Origin of the sequence: Carboxydocella sp. JDF658 (assembly GCF_002049395.1) — a bacterium.
Classification (GTDB): domain Bacteria; phylum Bacillota.
Window position 1 is genome coordinate 42,982 of sequence record NZ_BDLR01000023.1, and the last position, 21,641, is coordinate 64,622.

Annotated in this window: 24 protein-coding genes; 18 read left to right on the plus strand and 6 right to left on the minus strand. The window is 53.6% G+C overall.

Annotation, left to right across the window (positions count from 1 at the left end):
* The first annotated feature begins 56 nt into the window (after positions 1-56).
* From JDF658_RS04330 to JDF658_RS04355, 6 genes are all read left to right on the plus strand, one after another.
* Positions 57-1,673: an HlyD family efflux transporter periplasmic adaptor subunit gene (locus JDF658_RS04330; protein WP_079906580.1), complete on the plus strand. Its 1,617-nt coding sequence runs from the start codon at positions 57-59 to the stop codon at positions 1,671-1,673.
* Positions 1,673-2,350 (plus strand): ABC transporter ATP-binding protein, encoded by a 678-nt coding sequence (locus tag JDF658_RS04335; protein ID WP_079906581.1) that lies wholly within the window; start codon positions 1,673-1,675, stop codon positions 2,348-2,350. Before JDF658_RS04330 ends, JDF658_RS04335 begins: the two co-directional genes overlap by 1 nt.
* Complete coding sequence (locus JDF658_RS04340) at positions 2,347-3,516, plus strand: ABC transporter permease (RefSeq protein WP_079906582.1); 1,170 nt, start codon at positions 2,347-2,349, stop codon at positions 3,514-3,516. The genes JDF658_RS04335 and JDF658_RS04340 overlap by 4 nt, the downstream gene beginning before the upstream one ends.
* A 15-nt stretch (positions 3,517-3,531) precedes the next feature.
* The gene (locus JDF658_RS04345) at positions 3,532-5,013 is read left to right on the plus strand and encodes a sensor histidine kinase (protein WP_079906583.1); all 1,482 of its coding nucleotides are present in this window, start codon (positions 3,532-3,534) and stop codon (positions 5,011-5,013) included.
* A gap of 1 nt (position 5,014) precedes the next feature.
* Entirely contained in the window at positions 5,015-6,361 is a 1,347-nt protein-coding gene (locus JDF658_RS04350) for a sigma-54 dependent transcriptional regulator (RefSeq protein WP_079906584.1), read from the plus strand.
* A gap of 88 nt (positions 6,362-6,449) precedes the next feature.
* Entirely contained in the window at positions 6,450-7,055 is a 606-nt protein-coding gene (locus JDF658_RS04355; protein WP_079906585.1) for an isoprenylcysteine carboxylmethyltransferase family protein, read from the plus strand.
* A 31-nt stretch (positions 7,056-7,086) separates the two neighbouring features.
* Here the strand turns inward: JDF658_RS04355 and JDF658_RS04360 are convergent, their stop codons facing one another.
* Genes JDF658_RS04360 through JDF658_RS04375 form a run of 4 tightly spaced genes read right to left on the minus strand, consistent with a single transcriptional unit; the run spans position 7,087 to position 9,979 of the window.
* Positions 7,087-8,301: a beta-ketoacyl synthase gene (locus tag JDF658_RS04360; RefSeq protein WP_079906586.1), complete on the minus strand. Its 1,215-nt coding sequence runs from the start codon at positions 8,299-8,301 to the stop codon at positions 7,087-7,089.
* Positions 8,302-8,346: 45 nt separating this feature from the next.
* On the minus strand, positions 8,347-9,081 hold the full coding sequence (fabG, locus tag JDF658_RS04365; protein ID WP_079906587.1) for a 3-oxoacyl-ACP reductase FabG: 735 nt from the start codon (positions 9,079-9,081) through the stop codon (positions 8,347-8,349).
* Positions 9,078-9,455 carry a hypothetical protein gene (locus tag JDF658_RS04370; RefSeq protein WP_143311856.1) on the minus strand — a complete coding sequence of 126 codons (378 nt, stop codon included), beginning with the start codon at positions 9,453-9,455 and terminating at the stop codon, positions 9,078-9,080. The genes fabG and JDF658_RS04370 overlap by 4 nt, the downstream gene beginning before the upstream one ends.
* Positions 9,452-9,979 (minus strand): PH domain-containing protein, encoded by a 528-nt coding sequence (locus tag JDF658_RS04375; RefSeq protein WP_079906588.1) that lies wholly within the window; start codon positions 9,977-9,979, stop codon positions 9,452-9,454. The genes JDF658_RS04370 and JDF658_RS04375 overlap by 4 nt, the downstream gene beginning before the upstream one ends.
* 82 nt (positions 9,980-10,061) lie before the next feature.
* On the opposite strand from JDF658_RS04375, the gene JDF658_RS04380 reads away from it, so the two are divergent.
* The 7 genes from JDF658_RS04380 (at position 10,062) to JDF658_RS04410 (ending at position 15,132) form a co-directional block, all read left to right on the plus strand.
* Positions 10,062-11,195 (plus strand): DNA recombination protein RmuC, encoded by a 1,134-nt coding sequence (locus tag JDF658_RS04380; protein WP_079906660.1) that lies wholly within the window; start codon positions 10,062-10,064, stop codon positions 11,193-11,195.
* 15 nt (positions 11,196-11,210) lie between these two features.
* Positions 11,211-11,603: a secondary thiamine-phosphate synthase enzyme YjbQ gene (locus JDF658_RS04385; protein WP_079906589.1), complete on the plus strand. Its 393-nt coding sequence runs from the start codon at positions 11,211-11,213 to the stop codon at positions 11,601-11,603.
* An 83-nt stretch (positions 11,604-11,686) separates the two neighbouring features.
* Positions 11,687-12,634: a permease gene (locus JDF658_RS04390; protein WP_079906590.1), complete on the plus strand. Its 948-nt coding sequence runs from the start codon at positions 11,687-11,689 to the stop codon at positions 12,632-12,634.
* An 18-nt stretch (positions 12,635-12,652) separates the two neighbouring features.
* Entirely contained in the window at positions 12,653-12,898 is a 246-nt protein-coding gene (locus JDF658_RS04395; RefSeq protein WP_079906591.1) for a thioredoxin family protein, read from the plus strand.
* Between the two features lie 171 nt (positions 12,899-13,069).
* Positions 13,070-13,729 carry an L-serine ammonia-lyase, iron-sulfur-dependent subunit beta gene (sdaAB, locus tag JDF658_RS04400; protein WP_079906592.1) on the plus strand — a complete coding sequence of 220 codons (660 nt, stop codon included), beginning with the start codon at positions 13,070-13,072 and terminating at the stop codon, positions 13,727-13,729.
* Between the two features lie 15 nt (positions 13,730-13,744).
* Positions 13,745-14,632, plus strand: coding sequence for an L-serine ammonia-lyase, iron-sulfur-dependent, subunit alpha (sdaAA, locus tag JDF658_RS04405; protein ID WP_079906593.1), 888 nt, complete (start codon positions 13,745-13,747; stop codon positions 14,630-14,632).
* Complete coding sequence (locus JDF658_RS04410; protein ID WP_078664867.1) at positions 14,629-15,132, plus strand: hypothetical protein; 504 nt, start codon at positions 14,629-14,631, stop codon at positions 15,130-15,132. The genes sdaAA and JDF658_RS04410 overlap by 4 nt, the downstream gene beginning before the upstream one ends.
* A gap of 406 nt (positions 15,133-15,538) precedes the next feature.
* Here the strand turns inward: JDF658_RS04410 and JDF658_RS04415 are convergent, their stop codons facing one another.
* Complete coding sequence (locus JDF658_RS04415; RefSeq protein WP_079906594.1) at positions 15,539-16,444, minus strand: radical SAM protein; 906 nt, start codon at positions 16,442-16,444, stop codon at positions 15,539-15,541.
* Here JDF658_RS04415 and JDF658_RS14385 point away from each other — a divergent pair.
* On the plus strand, positions 16,437-16,574 hold the full coding sequence (locus JDF658_RS14385; protein WP_159446558.1) for a hypothetical protein: 138 nt from the start codon (positions 16,437-16,439) through the stop codon (positions 16,572-16,574). The two genes, JDF658_RS04415 and JDF658_RS14385, sit on opposite strands and share 8 nt — an antisense overlap.
* Here the strand turns inward: JDF658_RS14385 and JDF658_RS04420 are convergent.
* Entirely contained in the window at positions 16,537-17,076 is a 540-nt protein-coding gene (locus JDF658_RS04420; protein ID WP_143311946.1) for a DUF362 domain-containing protein, read from the minus strand. The two genes, JDF658_RS14385 and JDF658_RS04420, sit on opposite strands and share 38 nt — an antisense overlap.
* A gap of 248 nt (positions 17,077-17,324) precedes the next feature.
* On the opposite strand from JDF658_RS04420, the gene pyrR reads away from it, so the two are divergent.
* The 4 genes from pyrR to JDF658_RS04440 all read left to right on the plus strand — a co-directional run bounded on the left by pyrR (position 17,325) and on the right by JDF658_RS04440 (position 21,639).
* The gene (pyrR, locus tag JDF658_RS04425) at positions 17,325-17,873 is read left to right on the plus strand and encodes a bifunctional pyr operon transcriptional regulator/uracil phosphoribosyltransferase PyrR (protein WP_107753288.1); all 549 of its coding nucleotides are present in this window, start codon (positions 17,325-17,327) and stop codon (positions 17,871-17,873) included.
* Positions 17,874-18,003: 130 nt separating this feature from the next.
* Positions 18,004-19,305: a uracil-xanthine permease family protein gene (locus JDF658_RS04430; RefSeq protein WP_078664864.1), complete on the plus strand. Its 1,302-nt coding sequence runs from the start codon at positions 18,004-18,006 to the stop codon at positions 19,303-19,305.
* A gap of 125 nt (positions 19,306-19,430) precedes the next feature.
* Positions 19,431-20,366, plus strand: a complete 936-nt coding sequence (locus JDF658_RS04435; protein WP_078664863.1) for an aspartate carbamoyltransferase catalytic subunit — start codon at positions 19,431-19,433, stop codon at positions 20,364-20,366.
* The gene (locus tag JDF658_RS04440) at positions 20,353-21,639 is read left to right on the plus strand and encodes a dihydroorotase (RefSeq protein ID WP_079906596.1); all 1,287 of its coding nucleotides are present in this window, start codon (positions 20,353-20,355) and stop codon (positions 21,637-21,639) included. The genes JDF658_RS04435 and JDF658_RS04440 overlap by 14 nt, the downstream gene beginning before the upstream one ends.
* Positions 21,640-21,641: the final 2 nt, after the last annotated feature.

The window sequence follows — 21,641 nt, forward strand, 5'->3', positions numbered from 1 at the left end:
GCATGCAAATTGCAATATAAAGAAATGAAAAAATAAACGAGGGGGTTTAGAGATAAGTGAAGAAAGGAAAGTTGGCTTTAATCATCGGTATCAGTCTACTGGTAGTGGCAGGAGCGGCCTGGGGCTGGCTGGGCCGAAGCAAAACAACTACAACCAGTCAGCCAGCCAGTATTGCAGTCCGGAAAGGTGAATTGAAAGTGACCATTAGTGGTAACGGTACCATCCAGCCGGCTGTTAGCAAGAGTATTACCACGGCGGTCAGCGGGAAAATCAGCAGTATCAATTTCCAGAATGGTCAGCAGGTAAAAGCAGGGGACCTTTTGTTCACCATCACTGCCGATAGCCTGGCGTATGACCTGGCCCGCAGCCGCCTGGAACTAAAACAGGCGGAGCTGGAACTGGCCAACCTGAAAACCCAGCAACGGCAGTTGCAGATCACAGCTCCGGTCAGCGGATATGTGACAGGAGTTCAGGTAAGTACTGGACAGGAAATACAAAAAGGCATGACGTTATTGACTATTGAAGATCGCAGTAAACTGAAAACAAAAATATCCTTTAATGAAGCTCAGATTAACCAGATAAAGGTGGGGCAAAAAGCTGAAGTTACAGTTACCGATCTATTTACTACTTTAACAGGAACCGTAACCGAAGTCGACCGTAATGGTCGGGCCGATAGCAATGGCGCCAAACTCTATGATGTTACAGTTGAAATTACCAATCCAGGCTCTCTGTCCCCTGGAATGAAAACCCAGGTAACGGTTCAGACTGCGGCTGGAACGGAAACCGGATTGTCTGCCGGTACACTGGCCTGGGCTGATACCACTACCGTGAGGGCCTTAACCGGTGGGACGGTAACTAAACTGCTAGTGGATGAAAACAGCTATGTGCGGAAAGGACAGCTTTTGGTCAGCCTCAGCAATGACTCACTGGTTTCCCAGATCGCCAGTCAGGAATTGCGGGTAGAACAAGCCCGCCTGGCTTTGGCACAAGTGGAACAGCAACAGGCGGAAACGAAAATATACGCTCCCTGGGACGGAATTGTTTATTTAAGTCAGGCTAGTAGCACTATAAGTGGAAGCAGTAGTAACAGTTCTGCCACAACCAGTGCCAGCAATAATGGTAGTGGTAACTTGCAGGTTGGAGATGAGGTGAAAAGCGGGCAAATCCTAGCTACCCTGCTTAGCCCCAGCTTGCAGGTGGTAGTACCGGTAGATGAAACGGATATCGGCAAAATCTATACCGGTCAGAAAGCAGAAATCACCGTGGATGCCTATCCAGAGCGGAAATTTGCCGGCACTGTGACGGAAATTGCCGCTCAGGGTACGGTGCAGAACAAAGTGGCAAGTTTTGACGTGACTCTGGTCCTGGATGATACAACCGGGCTAAAAGCAGGGATGACTGCCAATGTGGAAATCCTGGTTGAGGATAAAAAGGATGCCCTGATGTTGCCAATTGAAGCTATCATCGAACGGGGCGACAGGAAGTTTGTCCGGACTGAGGCTGGCAGCTTGCAAGCGGTGGAAACGGGTCTGTATAATGAAACCATGATTGAAATCAAAAGCGGGCTGAAGGAAGGAGACCGGGTGGTCTTGCCAGAGGTAGTACGCAAGAACAATAGTAATCAGCAACCCCGCTTCCCGGGTGCTGGTGGGCCTCCGGGAGGGATGAGATAATGATCCGGCTGGAGGAATTGAGTAAACATTACCAGATGGGAAAAGTGGTGGTTAAGGCATTGAACAATGTCAGTCTGACCATTGCTGCCGGGGAAATGGTGGGGATTGTCGGTCCTTCCGGTTCGGGTAAGTCCACCTTGATGAATATCCTGGGCTGTCTGGATGTTCCCACTTCTGGTAAGTATTATCTGGATGGCAAGGAAGTCAGCGAGCTGGATGAGGATGAGCTAGCGGAAATTCGCAACCGGAAAATCGGTTTTGTGTTTCAGAATTTCAATCTTCTTCCCAGTCTGACGGCTCTGGAAAACGTAGAATTACCTCTGATCTATCGCGGGATTGGGGGAGCGGAAAGGCGCATACGGGCATTAGAGGCCCTGGAAAAAGTAGGGCTGAGTGATCGAATCGACCATAAGCCGGTGGAGCTCTCCGGGGGACAGCAGCAGCGGGTGGCCATTGCCCGGGCCCTGGCCGGGGATCCGCCGGTGATTCTGGCCGATGAACCGACCGGTAACCTGGACAGCCGTTCCGGTCGGGAAGTGATGGAGATTCTCGCTCAGCTACATCAGCAGGGTAAGACTATAATTATTATCACCCATGACCAGAATATTGCCGCCCGCCTGCCCCGGGTGGTCCGGATTCAGGATGGCATGCTGCTAGCAGAGGAGGGGAGGCGATGAGTAACTGGCAAATTATCAAACTGGCCTGGGCAGGGATCAAGGCCAATAAGCTGCGCTCCTTCCTCACCATGCTGGGAGTTATTATCGGGGTGGCAGCCGTGATTATCCTGGTTTCCATTGCTCAAGGTACCAGCCAGTCGGTTACCGGCCGGATTCAGGGCCTGGGTTCAAACCTGGTCAGTGTTTCCTTACGGTCCAGTGAAACTGATGATACGCTAGCCTACGAAGAAGTATTAAAGTGGCAGGAACGTCCCGGAGTCAAGGGTGTGGCCCCGGTGCTCAATGGCAACGTTACTGTTAAATATGGCAATAAAAAATATGATACTTCCCTGGAGGGTGTAACTCCTGAATATGAAGAAGTACGTAACTTTCACACCCAGCGGGGACGGTTTCTGCTTGACTCCGATGTTAGCTTGCGCCAGCGGGTGGCGCTGGTTGGTACTGAGGTGGCCAAAGAACTGTTTGGTCAAACCAATCCGGTTGGTAAAACCATCAAAATCAATGGCGAAAATTTTGTTGTAGTCGGATTGCTGGAGGCAAAAGGGGCTGCTTCCTTTGGTTCCAATGACGATAAAGTAATGATACCTCTGAGTACGGCTGAACGCCTGCTCAATACCAGAGGAATTCGCTTTGTTTATGTTCAGGCTACCAGCCCTGAAGATGTAGACGGGGTAGTGGCCCAACTGGATAATTTACTTTATCGTAAGCTTAAAAATACCGATGCTTATCGGGTTTTTAGCCAGGCAGAAATGCTTTCCACTGTAAGTCAGGTTACTGGAATGCTTACCCTGATGCTGGGGGGAATAGCTGGAATCTCCCTGCTGGTAGGGGGTATCGGCATAATGAACATTATGCTGGTAACCGTGACGGAGCGGACCAGGGAAATCGGGATCCGCAAAGCTATCGGAGCCAGACGGCGGGATATTCTGCGGCAGTTTTTAATTGAGGCTCTGGTAGTGAGTGGAGCAGGTGGCCTCTTTGGAATAGTGCTGGGTGTTGCTGGTTCCAAACTGCTTAATCAGTTTTTTGGTGTTAGCGCTGCTATTTCCTGGCAAATAATCGGTATCGCTTTTGGTTTTGCCTTGCTGGTAGGGGTTATTTTTGGAATCTATCCGGCCAACAAAGCGGCCAAACTCAATCCCATCGAGGCCCTGCGTTATCAGTAAGAAGAGGTGGCAAACTTGCGCAGAAAGTTTAACCAATCCCTGGTATTTCAGATGGGCACCATTCTGGGCAGTGTATTGACCCTGCTGATCTTTACCCTGGTTTCCCTGCACGTGGTGGCGGGTCGCTACAATGAGGAAATTCTGCAGGATAAGAAGGAAAAGCTGGAGGTAGCAGGCCAAAGCCTGCAGAGGGGGCTGGTTAGTCAGCTGGAAAAGGGTACCTCGGCTGAACTGATCAAAACTTACTTTGAGGAACAGGCCGGACGGCTGACAGAAAGCAATCCGCGGGTAGTAGTGGCTCTTTCCCTGCCCCGGCTGGGATCAAACCTGATTTTCAGTCAGCCGGTACAGGGAGAAAAATATATTTTCTTTCCTCCCCCGGGCCGCCCCCCGGGAGAACCTGGATTCTTCGGGATTAAGCCGGAAGAACTGCAACAACCCCGCACTGTGGTCAGAGATGGACCAGGCGGTGTATTAATTGCCAGTGCTTATCCGATTTCAGCCCGAGGCCAGCGGCAGGGAACATTGCTGGTGGTAGAAAGGGTTCAGGAAGGTTTTAACCTGGTCAGAACCGGAATCAGGATTGTATCAATCCTGATTCCCCTTTCGGCTTTAATCGGTGTTCTGGCTACCTTCTGGCTATTGAACCGTATGAAACAACGGGTTCGGGAGATAACCGCCGGCCTGGAGCAATTATCCCAGGATTCTTCCTATCGGCTGCCGGTAAAGGGCAATGATGAGCTGGGGGAAATTGCAGCTGCCATCAATCAGCTGGCCAATGCAGTGGAAGAGAAAAAGTTGCTGGAGGAGCAGCTGGCCCAGAGTGACCGCCTGGCTGCTCTCGGTCGCCTGGTGGCCGGGGTGGCCCATGAAATCCGTAATCCCCTGGGCATAATGAAAACCACTTTACAGGTAATGCGGGAGGAATTTGCGGACCAGAGGGAGTTGCAGGAATATTTGCAGGTATTGCAGGAACAGGTAGAACGGCAAAATAAAACCGTGCAAGAGTTTCTGGCTTATGCCAGACCGGTGCCACCGGTGATACAGCCGCTTAATGTAAATACTGTCATTGATTCCGTTTTGTATCTGGCCGGTCCCTATATCCAGAGACAACAGGTCATGGTAAAAACTGCTCTGGAGCCAGAATTACCTCGGGTTGCCGGTGATGGAGAGAAATTGAAACAGGTTTTTCTCAATCTGGTTTTAAATGCAGTTGAAGCCATGCCCGATGGCGGAGAATTGAATATTAGTAGTTATCAGGAAGAGAACTGGGTGATAGTGCAATTTGCTGATACCGGGCCGGGGATAGCCGAAGAGGATTTAACCCGGGTGTTTGAGCCTTTCTATACCACCAAACCCGGGGGTATGGGGCTGGGGTTGGCCCTGGCCTATAAAATGATAGAACAGCAAAGGGGACTGATTGAAGTTAAAAGCAGCAGGGGAGCGGGAACGATTTTTCGCGTCAAGCTGCCTCTGGCCGGGCAAAGGGGGTGCTGAGATGGCAGCGACGATACTGGTTATCGATGATGAGGAGCATTTGCGCTGGATATTGAGCAAGGCATTGAACAAAACAGGTTACCGGGTTCTGACGGCCGCAACCGGACAGGAAGGCCTGAAGCTGGTCAGTGAGCAAATGCCTGACCTGGTATTACTGGATTTGCGCTTACCGGACCTGGATGGGATAACAATTTTAAAAACCATTAAAAAAGACCAGCCCCAGCTGCCAGTCATAGTCATCACTGCCCACGGGACAGTGGAAACGGCCATCGAGGCTATGAAAGCCGGGGCTGTTGATTACCTGATCAAGCCCTTTGACCTGGATGAGCTAAAACTTGTAATTGAGCGCACCCTGACACTGGTGGAACTAAGCCAGGAAGTGGATTATTTGCGGGGAGAGCTGCGGGAACGGCAGGGGGAGGGCCTAATTGGCCAAAGTCCCTCTATGGTGGAAATTCGTGAGCTGATAGGTCGTATTGCCGATACGGCAGCCACGGTGCTGATCCAGGGGGAAAGCGGTACAGGTAAGGAAGTGGTGGCCCGGCAGCTGCATCTGCAGAGCAGTCGTGCCAATAAACCCTTTGTAGCCATTAACTGTGCTGCCATTCCGGAAAATTTGCTGGAAAGCGAACTGTTTGGCCATGAACGGGGGGCTTTTACAGGAGCCAATGCCAGAAAGAAGGGGAAACTGGAACTGGTACGAGGGGGTACTCTGTTTCTGGATGAAATCGGGGAAATGCCGCTGACCCTGCAGGCCAAACTGTTAAGAGTGCTACAGGAACGGACTTATGAGCGGGTGGGCGGCACAGAGCCCTTGAAACTGGAAGCCCGCATTATTGCCGCTACCAACCGTGACTTGCGTAAAGCCATTCAGGAAGGCAAATTCCGGGAAGACTTGTACTATCGTCTGCAGGTTATTCCTATTCACTTACCCCCTTTACGGGAACGGCGGGAGGATATACCCTTACTGGTACAGCATTTTTTGCGCAAGTATGATCCCGGGAAAAGGCTAAAAGGGGTTGCCCCAGAAGCGATGGCCTTATTGCAACAATACCACTGGCCCGGCAACATCCGGGAGCTGGAAAACACTATCGAGCGAGCGGTAATCCTTTGTACGGGCCATGAAATCACACCGGAGAATCTGCCCCGGGAAATAAGCGGGGATAAGCAACGGGTAGCTGGAGTTTTACTGGATTTTCCCCCGGAGGGTATCAATCTGGAAGAAGTAGAACGGGAGTTAATCCGACTGGCTCTGGTCAGAAGTGGTGGCAATCAGACTCAGGCTGCCCGTTTACTGGGAATAACCCGTTCGGCTTTAATCTATCGAATGGAGAAATACGGGTTGTAACTTGGTAAGAGGTTGCCATTTCGGCAGCCTTTATTTTTTGTGAATTTAAAAGTAAAATGAAGATACTACGAAAGAGAGGAGAGAGATAATGGTTTACGTCAATATTATCCTTCTCTGGACTGCTTTTGGGTTTTTGCACAGTTTTCTTATTTCGCGGTGGATGATGAAGATTATGCAAGCCAGGTTAGGGAGATATTATGCCTTCTACCGTCTGGGATATAACATCTTTTCTTTGCTGACCTTTATTCCACCTTATCTTTATACTAAATCCGTTTCTACTCCTCTGGCTTATTCTTTTAGTGGCTGGCGCTGGCTGCAGTTCGGCCTGTTAGTGCTGGCTTTGGGTCTGATGCTGGGCGCTTTTCTGACCTATGACTTAAAAGAGTTTCTGGGGATTAAACAGGCACAGACTTTTAAAAGGCCGGGTACAGTGGCAGCGCCCCGCCATACCAGGATCGTAAAACAGGGCCTTTTGGCCTGGGTCCGCCATCCTATCTACCTGGGAACGATTGTCTTCCTGTGGAGTATGGATTCTACCTGGGCAGAGGTAGTAGCAAAAGGGGTGATGACTCTCTATATTCTGGTGGGCATCAGGCTGGAAGAACAGAAACTGGTAGCAGAGTTTGGTGAGGAATATCGCCGCTATCAGCAGGAGGTGCCGATGTTATTGCCCTGGCGGAGAAATAAGGTTTAAAGACTGGCAAACCCCGTCGCTATGGACGGGGTTATACTGTCTTTTCAAATAAAACCACACCATTATGTCCACCGAAACCGGCTGAAAGAGAGAGGGCAAATTCCAGTTCAGCCTTGCGTCCTACGTTGGGAATGTAATCCAGATCGCAGTCGGGGTCAGGTTCTTTAAGATTGATAGTAGGAGGCAACCACTGCTGGCGCAAGGCTAAAATGGTTATAACCGCTTCCACAGCTCCGGCAGCCCCTAACAGATGGCCGGTCATGCTTTTGCTGGAACTAACGGGTGTTTTGTAGGCTGCCGAACCTAAAGCCTGTTTCAAAGCCAGGGTCTCGATTTTATCATTCAGGGGTGTGGAAGTGCCATGGGCATTGATATAGCCCAGTTCCGCCGGCGTAATGCCCCCTTCTTGCAGGGCCAGGCTGATGGCCCGGGTCAGGGCGGAGCCATCCGGCCGGGGAGCGGTCAGGTGGTAGGCATCACAGGTCTGGCCAAAACCCCTGAGCAAGGCCAGGGGGCGGGCACCCCGGGCCCTTGCATGTTCGGCCGCCTCCAGGACCAGAAAGGCGGCCCCTTCTCCCATGACATAGCCATCCCGGCGGGCATCAAAGGGACTGCAGGCCTCAGACGGGGGGCAGGGCCGGCTGGACATGGCTCTGGCGGCACAGGTGCCGGCAAATAAAGAGGGTACCAGGGGAGCTTCGGCACCGCCAACGATAACCACTGGTATCTGGCCGCTTTTGACCAACCAGTAGGCTTCCCCGATGGTCAGCGTGCCGGAGGCGCAGGCAGCCATATAGGTCTTGACCGGGCCCTTGATGCCTGCCAGCTGGGCCAGCTTCACTGCCGTGAACTGGGGCTGGTACCAGCGCCAGGGATTGGAGACAGGGGAGGGCTCGCCCCGGAGCCAGGCCCAGGTAAACTGTTCCCATTCCACCAGCCCTCCCCGGCTGGTAGCCAGCAGAAACGCCCCTTTAGTCAGGTCAGCAGAGCTAAGGCCGGCCATTGTCAGGGCCTCTTGCATTGCTACCAGAGCCAGTTGACCGAACTGAGGCAGCTCCAGCTCGGCCGGCACTTGTGGCCAGAGGTCAATCTGGGCGGCCACTTTGGTGGGGAAGGGCTCGGGATCAAAGCGGGTCAAGTAAGATATACCACTGCGGCCAGTCTGGAGAGCAGCCCAGAGCTGGGTTAAATTGGTGCCGAGGGGAGAAATAGCTCCCATGCCTGTAACAACTACGTCTATACTCATGATTTGTTCACTCGTTTCTGAAGTATGGTTTACAATAATTATACCCTACCAGGTGGTAGGGCGGCAATCGGCATTGAAAATCTGTCCGGTAATATAGCCGTTCTCCGGCCGGCAGAGAAAGGCGGTCAGGTTGGCTACATCCTGGCCCTGACCGGGGAAACCCCTGGGAATGGAGGATAGAATTCTTTCTTTATAACGCTCATAGGCAGCCTGACTCATTTCACTGAGCACAAAAGGGGGACAAATAGCATTGACACTGATTTGGTATTGAGCTGTTTCTAAGGCCAGGGATTTGGTAAGAGCGAAAAGGGCAGCCTTGGCGGCAGCATAGTTGGCCTGACCTCTGCGACCCTGCTGGCCGACTATGGAAGCGATATTGATAATGCGACCGAAGTTGCCGGAGATCATGTCAGGCAGTACTTGCTGGCAAAGGAAATAAGCTGCGTTGAGATGAACATCCAGCACCTCCTGCCACTGGGCTAGCTCCATTTTGTGCAGCAGGGCATCTCGGACAACCCCGGCATTGTTGATGAGAGCGTTGATGGGTCCCAGCTGTTCCCGGATATTCAGTACCATTTGCAGGATGGCTGCCTGGTTCCGCAAATCAGCGGCAAAGATTTCGGCCCGCTGCCCCTGAGTTTGCAGCGAGCGGGCCAATTCCCGGGCAGCTTCCTCGCCCCGGTTATAATGTAAAGCCAGCGTCCAGCCCTCAGCGGCCAGGGTCTGGGCGATGGCCCGACCGATGGTGCCACTGGCTCCGGTTACCAGTGCTACTTTCATGCTTTCGTCCCCCTTTCCAGACTAACAAAACTTCCCTGTAATTCTCCGACCAGCTCCCCTTCCACCCAAGCCCGGCCCTGTCTTTTGCCAAACCCGCGCTTAAAAGCGATGATTTCGGCCTCCAGGTGCAGCTGTTCCCCGGCTAGCAGCGGACGGTGTAAAATAGCAGTGTCGATGCCTGTTAACATGGTAGCCTGGCCCAGGGCCAGGGCCGCCAGCTGGCCCAGCGCTTCCCAGAGCAAAGGGCCAGACCAGTACCGCCAGCCTTCACAGGCCGTAATCAGTTTATGACCCCGGGCTTTATATCCAGGTTCCACTATCTCCCACTGGTCCAGCAGGATAAAAGGGGGGCGGTGGGGCAGGGGATACATCACTTTTTGCCTCCTTTGCCGCTTTTGCCTGCTTTGGGCTGGAGGACAGCCAGAAACTCTTCCCGGTTGGCAGGGGTAAGGCCGAACTGGCCTTTTTTCGTATACAGCAGGACCACATTTTTTCTAGCGGTAGCGTGAAGATTATATTTTTCCCCGCGGTGAGCAAAGGTGCCGATGTGTAGCCCCGGCCAGCTGGCTCCCCAGAGACGGGCAAAGGTTTTGCCTTCCTGGCTCAGTTCGACTTTCTTAATTTCCTTGAGGGGAATGGTGAGCCGACGATTGGCCCAGCGGATGACCAGCTGTTTCTCATCCACTTCATAGGCAAGGGTATAGGCAGCATAGAGAAAATAACCGACCAGCCCAAGTGCCAGTAGAATTAGACCGACGAAAGGCACGGCTGTGGCCAGGGTCCACTCGCCCTGCTTATAGGTGAGATAAGCTGGAGCAGCAGCACTGACCACGATCAGCAGGATTAAGGCCCAGCCCCAGATAATGCGGGGACTGGCCTGGGGTTTAAATTCTTGCATGAAAAAAGCCTCCTTTTCTCTGCAGCAGCAGGATTTTTACGGAAAAGAGCGAATAAATGTTTGGGAAGGAGGAGAAAAAGTAATGGCGGATTCTCTTTTATTATTATCCATGATTGTCTCCCTTGCCAACCTTTTTTTGATAATTTTTCTGCTCTGGCGTCAGCAGGACCAGCGCCGGGAGGGGGAACGCCAGGAACGGCTGATGCGGGAAGAACTGGCCCGTAACCGGGAAGAATTAATCCAGGCCTTTCACAGTTTCAGCCAGCAGGCTGACCGCTTGCGGGAAGGGGTTGAGGGACGCCTGCGGCTGCTGCAGGAGGATAATCACCGCCAGCTGGAAAAAATCCGCCAGACGGTGGATGAACAGCTGCATGCCACTCTGGAAAGGCGTCTGGGCCAATCTTTCCAGCTGGTCAGCGAACGGTTAGAGCAGGTACAGAAAGGTCTGGGGGAAATGCAGGCCCTGGCGGCAGGGGTCGGGGATCTGAAGCGGGTGCTGACCAATGTCAAGACCAGGGGGATCTGGGGCGAAGTCCAGCTGGCCCAGGTGCTGGAACAGCTTCTGACCCGGGAGCAATATGCCGAAAATATCGTGACCAAAGCGGGCAGCAATGAACGGGTGGAATTTGCCATCCGGCTGCCGGGCAGAGAGAGGGACAATCAATTTATCTGGCTGCCCATAGATGCCAAGTTTCCTCTGGAGGATTACCAGCGGCTGCTGGAGGCCCAGGAACGGGGGGAGGCCGCTCTGGCCCAGGAAGCAGGCAAACAGCTGGAATTACGGCTAAAAGCGGAGGCCAAGGCGATCCGGGACAAATATCTGGACCCGCCCCGCACCACTGATTTTGCCCTGCTCTATCTGCCGGTAGAAGGACTATATGCCGAGGTACTGCGGCGGCCAGGCCTGTATGATTGCCTCTTGCGGGAATACCGGGTGGTAATAACGGGCCCCACTACCCTGGCAGCCTTGCTTAACAGCCTGCAACTTGGCTTTCGCACCCTGGCCATCGAGAAGCGTTCCGCAGAGGTATGGCAGTTACTGGGGGCGGTGAAAACGGAGTTTGGCAAATTCGGGGATCTGCTGGAAAAAACCCAGAAGAAACTGCAGGAAGCCAGCAATTCTATAGAAACCGCAGCGCGCAAATCCCGCACCATTGAACGAAAACTGAAAGATGTGGAAGCAATTCCAGTGGAAGAGACGGGATTACTGAAATAACAGGGAGGGGTAAAAATGGAAGTGCTACGGGTAAGGACTGGGGCCCGGGATCAACTGGTGGATATAACTGACCGGGTGCAGCAGGTAGTAAGTCAGAGGGGGGTGAAGTCGGGGCTGTGCGTAGTATTTGTTCCCCATACTACCGCCGGGGTGACCATCAATGAAAATGCCGACCCCGATGTAGTGACAGATATGCTGACGGTCCTTGACAAGCTGGTACCCTGGCGGGCTAACTACCGCCACGGGGAAGGCAATTCGGCAGCTCATGTCAAAGCATCCCTGTTGGGCTCATCTGTTACGGTAATCATTGAAGAAGGGCGTTTACAGCTGGGCACCTGGCAGGGAATTTATCTGGCGGAATTCGATGGGCCACGGGAGCGCAAGGTTTATGTCAAGGTCCAGGGCTAAAAAATCCAGAGGATAGTCTCTGGATTTTTTCATCTCTTAATGATATAATGATATTGTAATATACTTATAAGAAGGTGAGGAACTTGTGGAAAAATTTCGTTGACTGGCTGGTTTTTCAGCAAATGGGCCTAAAAGCCGATAGCGCGCTGGGGCAAGCAGTGCATTTTTTTATCTATGATACTGTCAAAATTTTTGTTTTACTGGCGGTGGTTATCTACCTGATCTCCTATTTGCGTTCCTATTTCCCGCCGGAAAGGACGAAAAAATATTTAAGCGGTAGTCGCCTCTTTGGCGGCAACATCCTGGCTGCTTTGCTGGGAATTGTCACTCCCTTTTGCTCCTGTTCAGCAGTACCCATGTTTATTGGCTTTGTTGAAGCCGGGGTTCCCCTGGGGGTTACTTTTTCATTCCTGATTGCTTCCCCCATGGTGAATGAGGTGGCACTGGCTTTGCTCTTCGGTCTGTTTGGCTGGAAAATCGCTTTTACTTACCTGGCGGCAGGTTTGACGGTCGCTATCGTCAGTGGGATAGTTATCGGCAAGCTGGGCCTGGAAAGCTGGGTGCAGGATTATGTTTATCAGATTCGGGTCGGGCAGCAGGAAATAAAGGAAATGAGCCGGCAGGAAAGGCACCAGTATGCGCTGGGGTATGTCAAAGACATTATTCGCAAAGTCTGGCTTTATATTCTGGTGGCTATTGCCATCGGAGCCTGGATGCACGGGTATGTACCTCAGGACTTTCTCCTGCGCTATGCCGGGCCCGGCCACTGGTATGCGGTGCCGCTGGCGGTGCTGGTCGGGATTCCCCTCTATTCCAATGCCGCCGGGATTATTCCCCTGGTTAGCGTTTTCCTGGAAAAAGGGATGGCTTTAGGGACGGTACTGGCTTTTATGATGGCAGTAACTGCCCTCAGTTTGCCGGAGATGATTATCCTGAAACAAGTGCTGAAGCCCAGATTGATCGCGCTATTTGTGGCAATTGTGGGCAGCGGGATTTTGCTGGTGGGTTATCTCTTTAACTGGCTATGGTAGAGGGAGGAGGTGAAAGGAATGCTGTCGATTAAAGTGTTGGGTTCCGGTTGTGCTAACTGCGTCAAACTGGAGGCCCTGGTCAAGGAAGCTATTGCTGAGCTGGGAGTAGAGGCGGAAGTGAGCAAGGTACAGGACTGGCCGCAGATTATGGCCTACGGGGTGATGGCCACTCCTGGACTGGTGATCAATGAGAAGGTGGTCCATGCCGGTTCGCTGCCGGATAAGGCTAAGGTAGTAAGTTTAATTACATCAGCACTGGTATAGATAGAGTTGACGGAGCCGGCCAGGGGCTATCTGGGCCATTTGCTGGCCGGAAAAGAGAGCCTCAGTGCTGAACGCTGATTAATAGCCAGGGTTTCCTGGCCTTTTTTCTTGCCTCCGTCTTCTCTCTACAGTAAACTACAAGTGTAAGATTTCCCTGAAGGAGGAACAAGGATGAACATTTTCGATATACTGGGCCCGGTCATGATCGGGCCTTCCAGTTCTCATACCGCCGGAGCGGCCCGGATTGGCCGCCTGGCCGGGATTGTTCTGGGCGAACCGCCCGTTAAGGCGGATTTTTACCTGCACGGCTCCTTTGCCGAAACCTATCTGGGCCATGGCACCGACCGGGCCCTGGTGGGCGGCCTGCTGGGCTTTGACACTGCCGATGAGCGAATTCGCCAGTCCCTGGAGCTTGCAGAAGAGGCAAAAATCAAGCTGGCCTTCCACAAAACCGATCTGGGGGATGTGCACCCCAATACCGTCAAGGTGGTAGTGCGGGGACAAAGCGGTAAGGTGGTGGATCTGGTCGCTTCCTCCATCGGCGGGGGCAACATCCGGGTGGTCAATCTGCTGGGCTTCCCGGTGGATTTTTCCGGTCAGTTCCATACCCTCATCATTCCCCACCGGGACCGTCCCGGTCTGATTGCAGCGGTCAGCGGCCTGCTGGCTGAAAGCGGAATTAACATTGCCCAGATGAAAGTGACCCGGGAACAGCGGGGAGCAGAGGCGATTATGATCATTGAAACTGACCAGAACTGTCCGGAATCCCTGGCTAGCCAAATCAAGGGGATAGCCAATATTCAGGATGTAATTGTCGTTAAGCCACTATAAAGGAAGGGAAATAAGATGTTAAGCTATTTAAAAGTACAGGAGCTGGTGGAAGCAGCGGAACGGACAGGCCAGAAACTGTGGCAGGTGATTCTCACCGATCAGGCTCAGGCACTGGGGCGCGACCAGGAGGAGCTATGGCAGGAGATGCAACACAGGCTGCAGGTGATGCGGGAATCGCTGGCTAAAGGCCTGAGCGGGGATAATATCTCCGTCAGCGGCCTGAGCGGGCGGGATGCGGGCAAGGTGCAAAGGGCGCTGGCGGCAGGGCGCCTGCTGGGTGGACCGGTACTGGACGGAGCCATCCTGAAGGCCCTGGCTATCGCAGAGGTGAATGCGGCGATGGGCAGGATCGTGGCTGCTCCGACAGCGGGTTCCTGCGGCATACTGCCTGGAGTGCTGTTAACAGCAGCGGAGGTATTGCAGGCTTCGGAAGAGGAACAGGTGGCAGCCCTTTTCACCGCTGCCGGGATCGGGATGGTGATTGCCAAAGTAGCAGGCGTATCGGGAGCAGCTGGAGGCTGCCAGGCTGAATGCGGCAGTGCTTCAGCCATGGCGGCAGCGGCAGTGGTGGAAATGGCCGGGGGTACACCGGCCCAGGCTGCTCACGCCTGTGCCATCGCCCTGAAAAATATTCTAGGACTGGTCTGCGATCCGGTGGCCGGGCTGGTGGAGGTGCCCTGTATCAAACGCAATGCTGCCGGTGCTGCCAACGCCCTGGTGGCCATCGACCTGGCTCTGGCTGGGGTTAAGAGCGTTATCCCGGTCGATGAAGTGATTTCGGCTATGTACCAGGTAGGACAGGCCCTGCCGGCTAGCCTCAAGGAAACAGCTTTAGGCGGTCTGGCGGCCACTCCTACCGGCTGCCGGCTGGCCCGGGAGCTAAGAAAAGGGGGAGAAGAATGAAAAAGCACTGGAAAATTTTATCCATCGCTTTAGCCCTGCTGGCTGCCATAGCCATCATCTGGCGGCTGCCGGGCCAGAGCGCTGAGTCACAACAGGCGGAGCTGGTGCCACCGCAACTGGCGTGGCTGCCCCGGGTAAAACTGGTATCGGGGCCGCCGGCCATCCAGCAGATTGCCATGATGCACGGTAAACCTCTGCAACTGGCCGAGGGCTATATTGCCATCTACCAGAGCGGGGACAGTGAGATTATGCTGTGGTTATCAGTATCCAATAACGAGGAAGAGGCGCTGAAACTGTTCCAGCAAATGGATGAAAAGATGCCGGCCAGTCAGGTCTTTACCGGCCGGCAGGAGCTGAAAATCAAAGGCCAGCAGGTGATTCGGGTAGAGGGTATGGGTCAGGAACATTATTACTGGGTACAGGGTAAGTACAACTACTGGGTAGCGGCCAACGGGGTGGCAGGCAGACAGGCGGTGGAGGAGTTAGTTGAGAAAAAATAAGTCATAAAATAATAACAAACAAATGTTTGAGTGTTTATTTGGAGTATGCTATAATTTTTTTGAGGAAGGAAATGGCATCATCTCCCTGGGGAGGGGGTGAAAGGATGTTTCCAAAGCGCAAAGAAACAAATATTAAAGGGAAAATACTTCTGATACTGTTATTGACTAGCATGTTGCTATCGATATTGAAAACAGGAATTCCCTTGACAATAAACATAACTCCTGCAGGGATTTATATCAAATTCAATTAAAACTATTTTATGTTTGAATCAACTTCAGCCATTTCCTTCCTCTTCTACCTTGAAATTTTTCTTGAACTATGTTATTATAATTATGCGCTTTGGAAACATGTTGTCAAGGGAAGTGTTTTCCCGCAAAAGGCTGTTTGCACAGCCTTTTTTCTTTTTTAATCAATTAAACATAACCCCAAATCCAGTGCCCACTGGCGGGCCTGGGCCAGTTCGGTGCCGGTGATGCGCCGGCGCAGGGCCGGTTCCTGCCTGGCCTGAAAAGCAGGATAATATTGTCCCATGATATTGATGGCAGTATGGGGGGAGATTTCCTGAGCCAGGAATTCCACCACTGCCCTGGTACCGGCCAGATCCTCGGGCAGTACCAGGTGGCGAACGATGAGACCCCGGCGGGCTAGGCCCTGCCCATCCACCTCCAGGTCGCCAACCTGCCGGTGCATCTCCTTGATGGCCTTACGGGCAACGGCGAAATAATCCTTGGCATCGGCCAGGCGCCGGGAGACAGCGGGGGAGACAAATTTCAGGTCAGGCAGGTAGATGTCCACTACCCCTGCCAGCAGCCTGAGGGCGCTGACCTCATCATAACCGCCGCTGTTGTAAACCAGCGGGATAGTCAGGCCCCGGGCCGCGGCCAGCTCCACTGCTTCCAGGATGGGAGCGACGAAATGGGACGGGGAAACGAAATTGATATTGACACAACCCTGTTTTTGGAGATAAAGCATGATTTCCGCCAGCTCAGAACTTGAGACTTCTTCACCCGCATCCGCTTGACTGATGTCACAATTCTGGCAGAAAATACAACGCAAATTGCAGTTACTGAAAAAAATGGTGCCGGAGCCGCCCTGGCCGACCAGTACCTCTTCCTCGCCAAAATGGGGGGAATAGGAGGCGACCAGGGCCCGGGCGCCGGAACGGCAGTAGCCTTTCTGGCCTTCCAGTCGATTGACCCCGCAGTGGCGGGGACAGAGATGGCAGCTGGCCAGGGCAGCCCAGGCCTTTTCGGCCCGCTCTGCCAGCTGGCCGCTGGCGTGCAGTTGCCGGTAGGAGGGCGCTATGTCCATAATGATCTCACCTCACATGGGGCGGTTTGATGCCTGCCGCATCAAGGGTGATTTCATAACCATAGGCGGCCTGGCTGAAAAGGCGCTCAGCTTCAACCTGGGCCGTGCAATTCGGCCGGAGGCCAGCTGAGGGCGATGTTCTTGAAGCCGAGGGTGACGGTGGCCTCCTGGTGAACCTTGATTTGGGCCAGGCTGATGATGACATCTGCCTCTGCCATCAGGCGGTTAACCTGCAGAACGGGTAAAAGGGGATGGTTCAATTTTAATTCTAGATAGGGCCCATAGTTTAAATCAACAAATTCCCCACCAGTTTCCTGAATGACATTGAGAAATCCCTGTTGTTGCAAAACCAGAGGAGTAGGGTCACCGCCCGAACCGGCCGCCACTACCAGGCGGGCAGGTTGAAAATCCTGCAGATACAGGAGCAAGCGCTGTAGAGTGCCGGCGGTGATGGTGCCACTGGCTGGAGGCTGGTTTTTAACCAGATTAGGTACTACTACCACTGTATCCCCAGGGCGGAAGAGCTGGGTGTGGGGCAACAGTTCCAGAGCCTGGATCAGAGCATCTCCTTCGTAAGGATGGCGGGTAATGGCGATAAAAGGCTGATGAACGCGACGACGACGCTGATTCATGTTCTCGACCTCCTTCATCAAAGTATAAGGTGGACAGATTGACCGGGGAAAATGTACATTTACCCCAAAGTTGTTCTTGCCAAACAAACAATGTTCTGGTAAACTATTAACAGTAAATCCTTTAAGTTAGCCCGGGAGGCTAGCAAGGAGCTGTTTAACAGTACATAAGCTTTTCTGGTACTGGGTAAACTGTGCCTGCTTGCTGAACTGGGCAAGCAGGCATTTTTGCTGGAGAGGAGGGAATCCTCGTGGAACTCAGGGAAAAGACCCAGCTCATGGATCCGGAAAGCATCCGCCGCGCTCTTACCCGCATTGCCCATGAAATAGTGGAAAGAAACAAAGGGGTGGAAAACCTGGCCCTGATTGGCATTCGCAGGCGGGGTGTGCCGCTGGCCGAACGGTTAGCAGCCAAAATTGCTGAATTCGAGGGAGTAGCTTTGCCGGTTGGATTGCTGGATATCACCCTTTACCGGGACGACCTGACCACCCTGGCCCAGCAGCCGGTGGTACATAAAACCCAGGTACCCTTTCAGGTAGAAGGAAAAAAAATTATCCTGGTGGATGATGTCCTATTTACCGGTCGAACGGCCCGGGCTGCGCTGGATGCCATCATTGATCTGGGCCGGCCCCGCTTTATTCAGCTGGCAGTGCTGGTGGACCGGGGACATCGGGAGCTTCCCATCCGGGCTGATTTCGTCGGCAAGAATGTTCCCACCTCCCGCAAAGAGGTCATTTCCGTATATCTGCAGGAAATTGACGGGGAAGATAAAGTAGTTTTACAGGAAATAGTGGAGTAGCCCTTTAAAACTGGTCCTGTGAGGCCGGCAAGGGTGGATATACTAACCGTTAATGTCGGGTTAGTCTGCCTTCCTGCCCTTTCAGGCCGGAAGGCTTTTATTTTACATATCAGAAGAGGAGGACTCATACATGAAGAAACGCTTTGATGTCCACGAAAGACCGCCAATAGGACAGGCCCTGGTCCTGGCCCTGCAGCATGTTTTCGCCATGTTCGGGGCGACGGTGCTGGTGCCTTTCCTGACCGGTCTGGATCCAGCAGTAGCCCTCTTTACTTCCGGGGTAGGGACTATCATCTTTCACCTCTTTACCGGCGGCAAAGTTCCTGCCTATCTTGGCAGTTCCTTTGCCTTTATTGCTCCTCTGGCAGCCTGGGTAACAGGGGCGAAAGACTTACCTGGCGCTATGGGTGGGGCTTTTGTGGCCGGTCTGGTTTATGTTCTGATGTTCTTTTTGATCCGTGCCTTCGGTACGGAATTCATCCACCGGCTGGTACCCAGTGTGGTGGTGGGTCCGGTAGTAATGATTATCGGTTTAAGCCTGGCAGGTGTAGCTGTCAACAACATGGCCTCCTTGCACTGGCCGACAGCCATCTTTACCTGTGTCATGGCTATCATTTTCAGCATCTTCGGCCGCGGTTTTATGAAAGTAATCCCTATTCTGCTCGGCATTATCTCTGGCTATATCTTCGCTATCGTTTGGAACATGGTGGAACCCACCACTATCGGTGAGAACATGAAACTGGTGGACTTTGCTCCCTTTGTCCAGTCGCTCAATCCTGATACATTGCTGGGTTATTTTCATCTGCCCCAGTTTGTTCTGCCCGGTTTCAAGATGGCGGCAATCTGGGCCATTGCACCTATAGCCCTGGTTACCATTATCGAGGACCTGGGCCATGTGCTGGTAATTGGCAATGTGACAGAACGGGATCTGATCAAGGACCCTGGTTTTGACCGGGTCTTGCTGGGGAACGGTCTGGCTACCTCCATTGCCTCACTGTTCGGTGGCCCGCCCAGCACTACTTACGGGGAAAATATCGGGGTACTGGCCATTACCCGGGTGTTCAGCTCCTTTGTTATCTGGTGTGCAGCCGGTATTGCCATCCTGTTGAGCTTTTTCAACCCGGTACGGGTGCTGATCAGCACCATTCCGGTGCCGGTGATGGGTGGAATTGTCATCCTGCTTTTCGGGATGATCGCTGCTGCTGGTATCCGCACCATGATTGAAGCTAAAACCGACCTGTCCAGTACCCGCAACCTGATTATTGTCTCCATCATCCTCATCCTCGGGGTAGGGCTGAAGGACCATGGGGTCAGCTATGCTACCCTGGCGGGGATTATCCTCAACCTGATTCTGCCCCAGGATAAAGTAGAAGATGATGCGGTTCTGACCTTAGAACCTGATACTGTAGAGGAAACAAAACGCCTGCATTAGGAAATACTCCTTTAAGGCAGTCCCGTGAGGCTGGCAAGGAGGGCAAAACAGGCGCGCTTGCTGCTGCCCTTCTCCGGCCTGCCGGGGGAGGGCGTTTTTTGTATAATCGGAAAGGAGGATGGACTATGGCCTGGCAACGCAAGGACCTGCTGGGTCTGGAGGACCTGAGCAGGGAAGAAATCGACCTGATTCTTGATACCGCTGACGCCATGAAGGATATCGTTCTACGCCCGATCAAAAAGGTGCCAACCCTGCGGGGGACGGTGGTACTGACTCTGTTTTATGAACCCAGTACCCGCACCCGTACTTCCTTTGAACTGGCGGCCAAGTATTTGAGTGCGGATACTGTCAATATTGCTACCAGTACCAGCAGTGTGACCAAGGGGGAATCCCTCAAGGACACGGTGCGGACCATCGAGGCTCTGGGTACGGATATTGTGGTTTTGCGGCACAGTGCCGCTGGCTCGGCGGCTCAGCTGGCTAGCTGGGTGAAGTGTTCGGTTATTAATGGGGGAGATGGTACCCATGAACATCCCACCCAGGCCCTGCTGGATATGTTCACAATCAAGCAGCGGAAAGGAACTATCGCCGGACTGACAGTGACCATTGTGGGGGATATCCTGCACAGCCGGGTGGCCCGCAGCAATATCTGGGGCTTGACCAAAATGGGAGCCAGAGTGCGGGTGGTAGGGCCGGCCACTCTGTTGCCCCGGGAGATCGAAAAACTGGGGGTAGAAGTCTATCATAGCCTGGAAGATGCTCTGCCCGGGACGGATGTCATCAATGTCCTGCGCATCCAGCGGGAAAGGCAACAGGCCGGCTTGTTCCCCAGCCTCAGGGAATATGCCTGTCTCTATGGTATCAACCGGGAGCGACTGGCCCTGGCCCGGCCGGATGTGCTGGTTTTGCATCCTGGTCCGATGAACCGGGGCGTGGAAATCAGTCCGGAGGTGGCGGAAGGGCCCTGGGCGGCCATTGAGGAACAGGTAACCAATGGGGTGGCTGTCCGCATGGCGGTTCTGTATTTGCTCAAGGGGGTGCATTCAGATGCTGCTCATTAAAGGAGCGGAAATAGTTAACCCGGCGGGTAGTTATAGCGGCAAAGGGGATATCCTGATTAAGGAGGGGAAAATAGCTGCCATTGGCCCGGAACTTCACCTGGAAGGGGTGCCGGTACTGGCTGCCGGGGGATTACTGGCCTTTCCCGGCTTGATTGATGTCCATGTCCATCTCCGGGAACCGGGACAGGAGGCCAAAGAGACCATAGCCAGCGGAACCCGGGCAGCGGCGCGCGGTGGCTTTACCGCTGTAGCCACCATGCCCAATACCAGCCCCCCGGTGGACCGGGCCATTCTGGTGGAAGGGCTGCGGGCCAAAGCGGAACGGGAAGGGGTGGTACGGGTTTATCCCGTTGCCTGTATCACCAAAGAGCAGGCCGGAGAGGAGATCACAGAAATGGCCGACCTGGCGGCTGCTGGAGCAGTAGCCTTTTCCGATGATGGACGGCCGGTGCCTTCTGCGGCGGTGATGCGGCGGGCTTTGGAGTATGCTAAAATGGTAGGCAGGCCCGTTCTTTCCCACTGTGAGGAACCGACCCTGGCCCGGGGTGGGGTGATGCATGAAGGTTACTGGTCTACCCGCCTGGGGCTCAAGGGGATTCCGGCAGCGGCGGAGGAAATCATGGTGGCCAGAGAGATAATGCTGGCCCGGGAGACCGGGTGTCCTGTCCATCTCTGCCATCTCTCCACTGCTGGCAGTGTGGAGCTGTTGCGCTGGGCCAAAGCCCGGGGTATACCGGTAACAGCGGAAGTAACTCCCCATCATCTGACTTTAACAGCAGCGGCGGTAGCTGGTTATGATACCAGTACCAAAGTCAATCCGCCCCTCAGGGGGGAAGAGGATCTGACTGCTTTAAAACAAGCTTTGGCCGAGGGGATTATAGATATTATCGCTACTGACCACGCCCCCCACACCAGGGAAGAAAAGGAACAGGAATATGATCTGGCTCCCTTTGGCCTGGTGGGGCTGGAAACGGCGCTGGCCCTCTGCTGGCAGGAGCTGGTTGGAAAGGGCATCCTGACCCCGGCCCAGCTGGTAGAAAAAATGGCGGTCAATCCGGCCCGCCTGCTGGGCATTGAGGGAGGGCGGCTGGTGGAAGGAGCTGCGGCTGACCTGGTGCTCTTTGACCCGCGACGGGTAGAGACGGTAACTGACGAAAGCCTGGTCAGCAAAGGCAAGAATACCCCTTTTCTGGGCTGGACTCTGACTGGCTGGCCGGTTACCACTATTGTCGGAGGCAAACTGGTCATGCAGGAGCGCAAACTTTTGGTCTAATT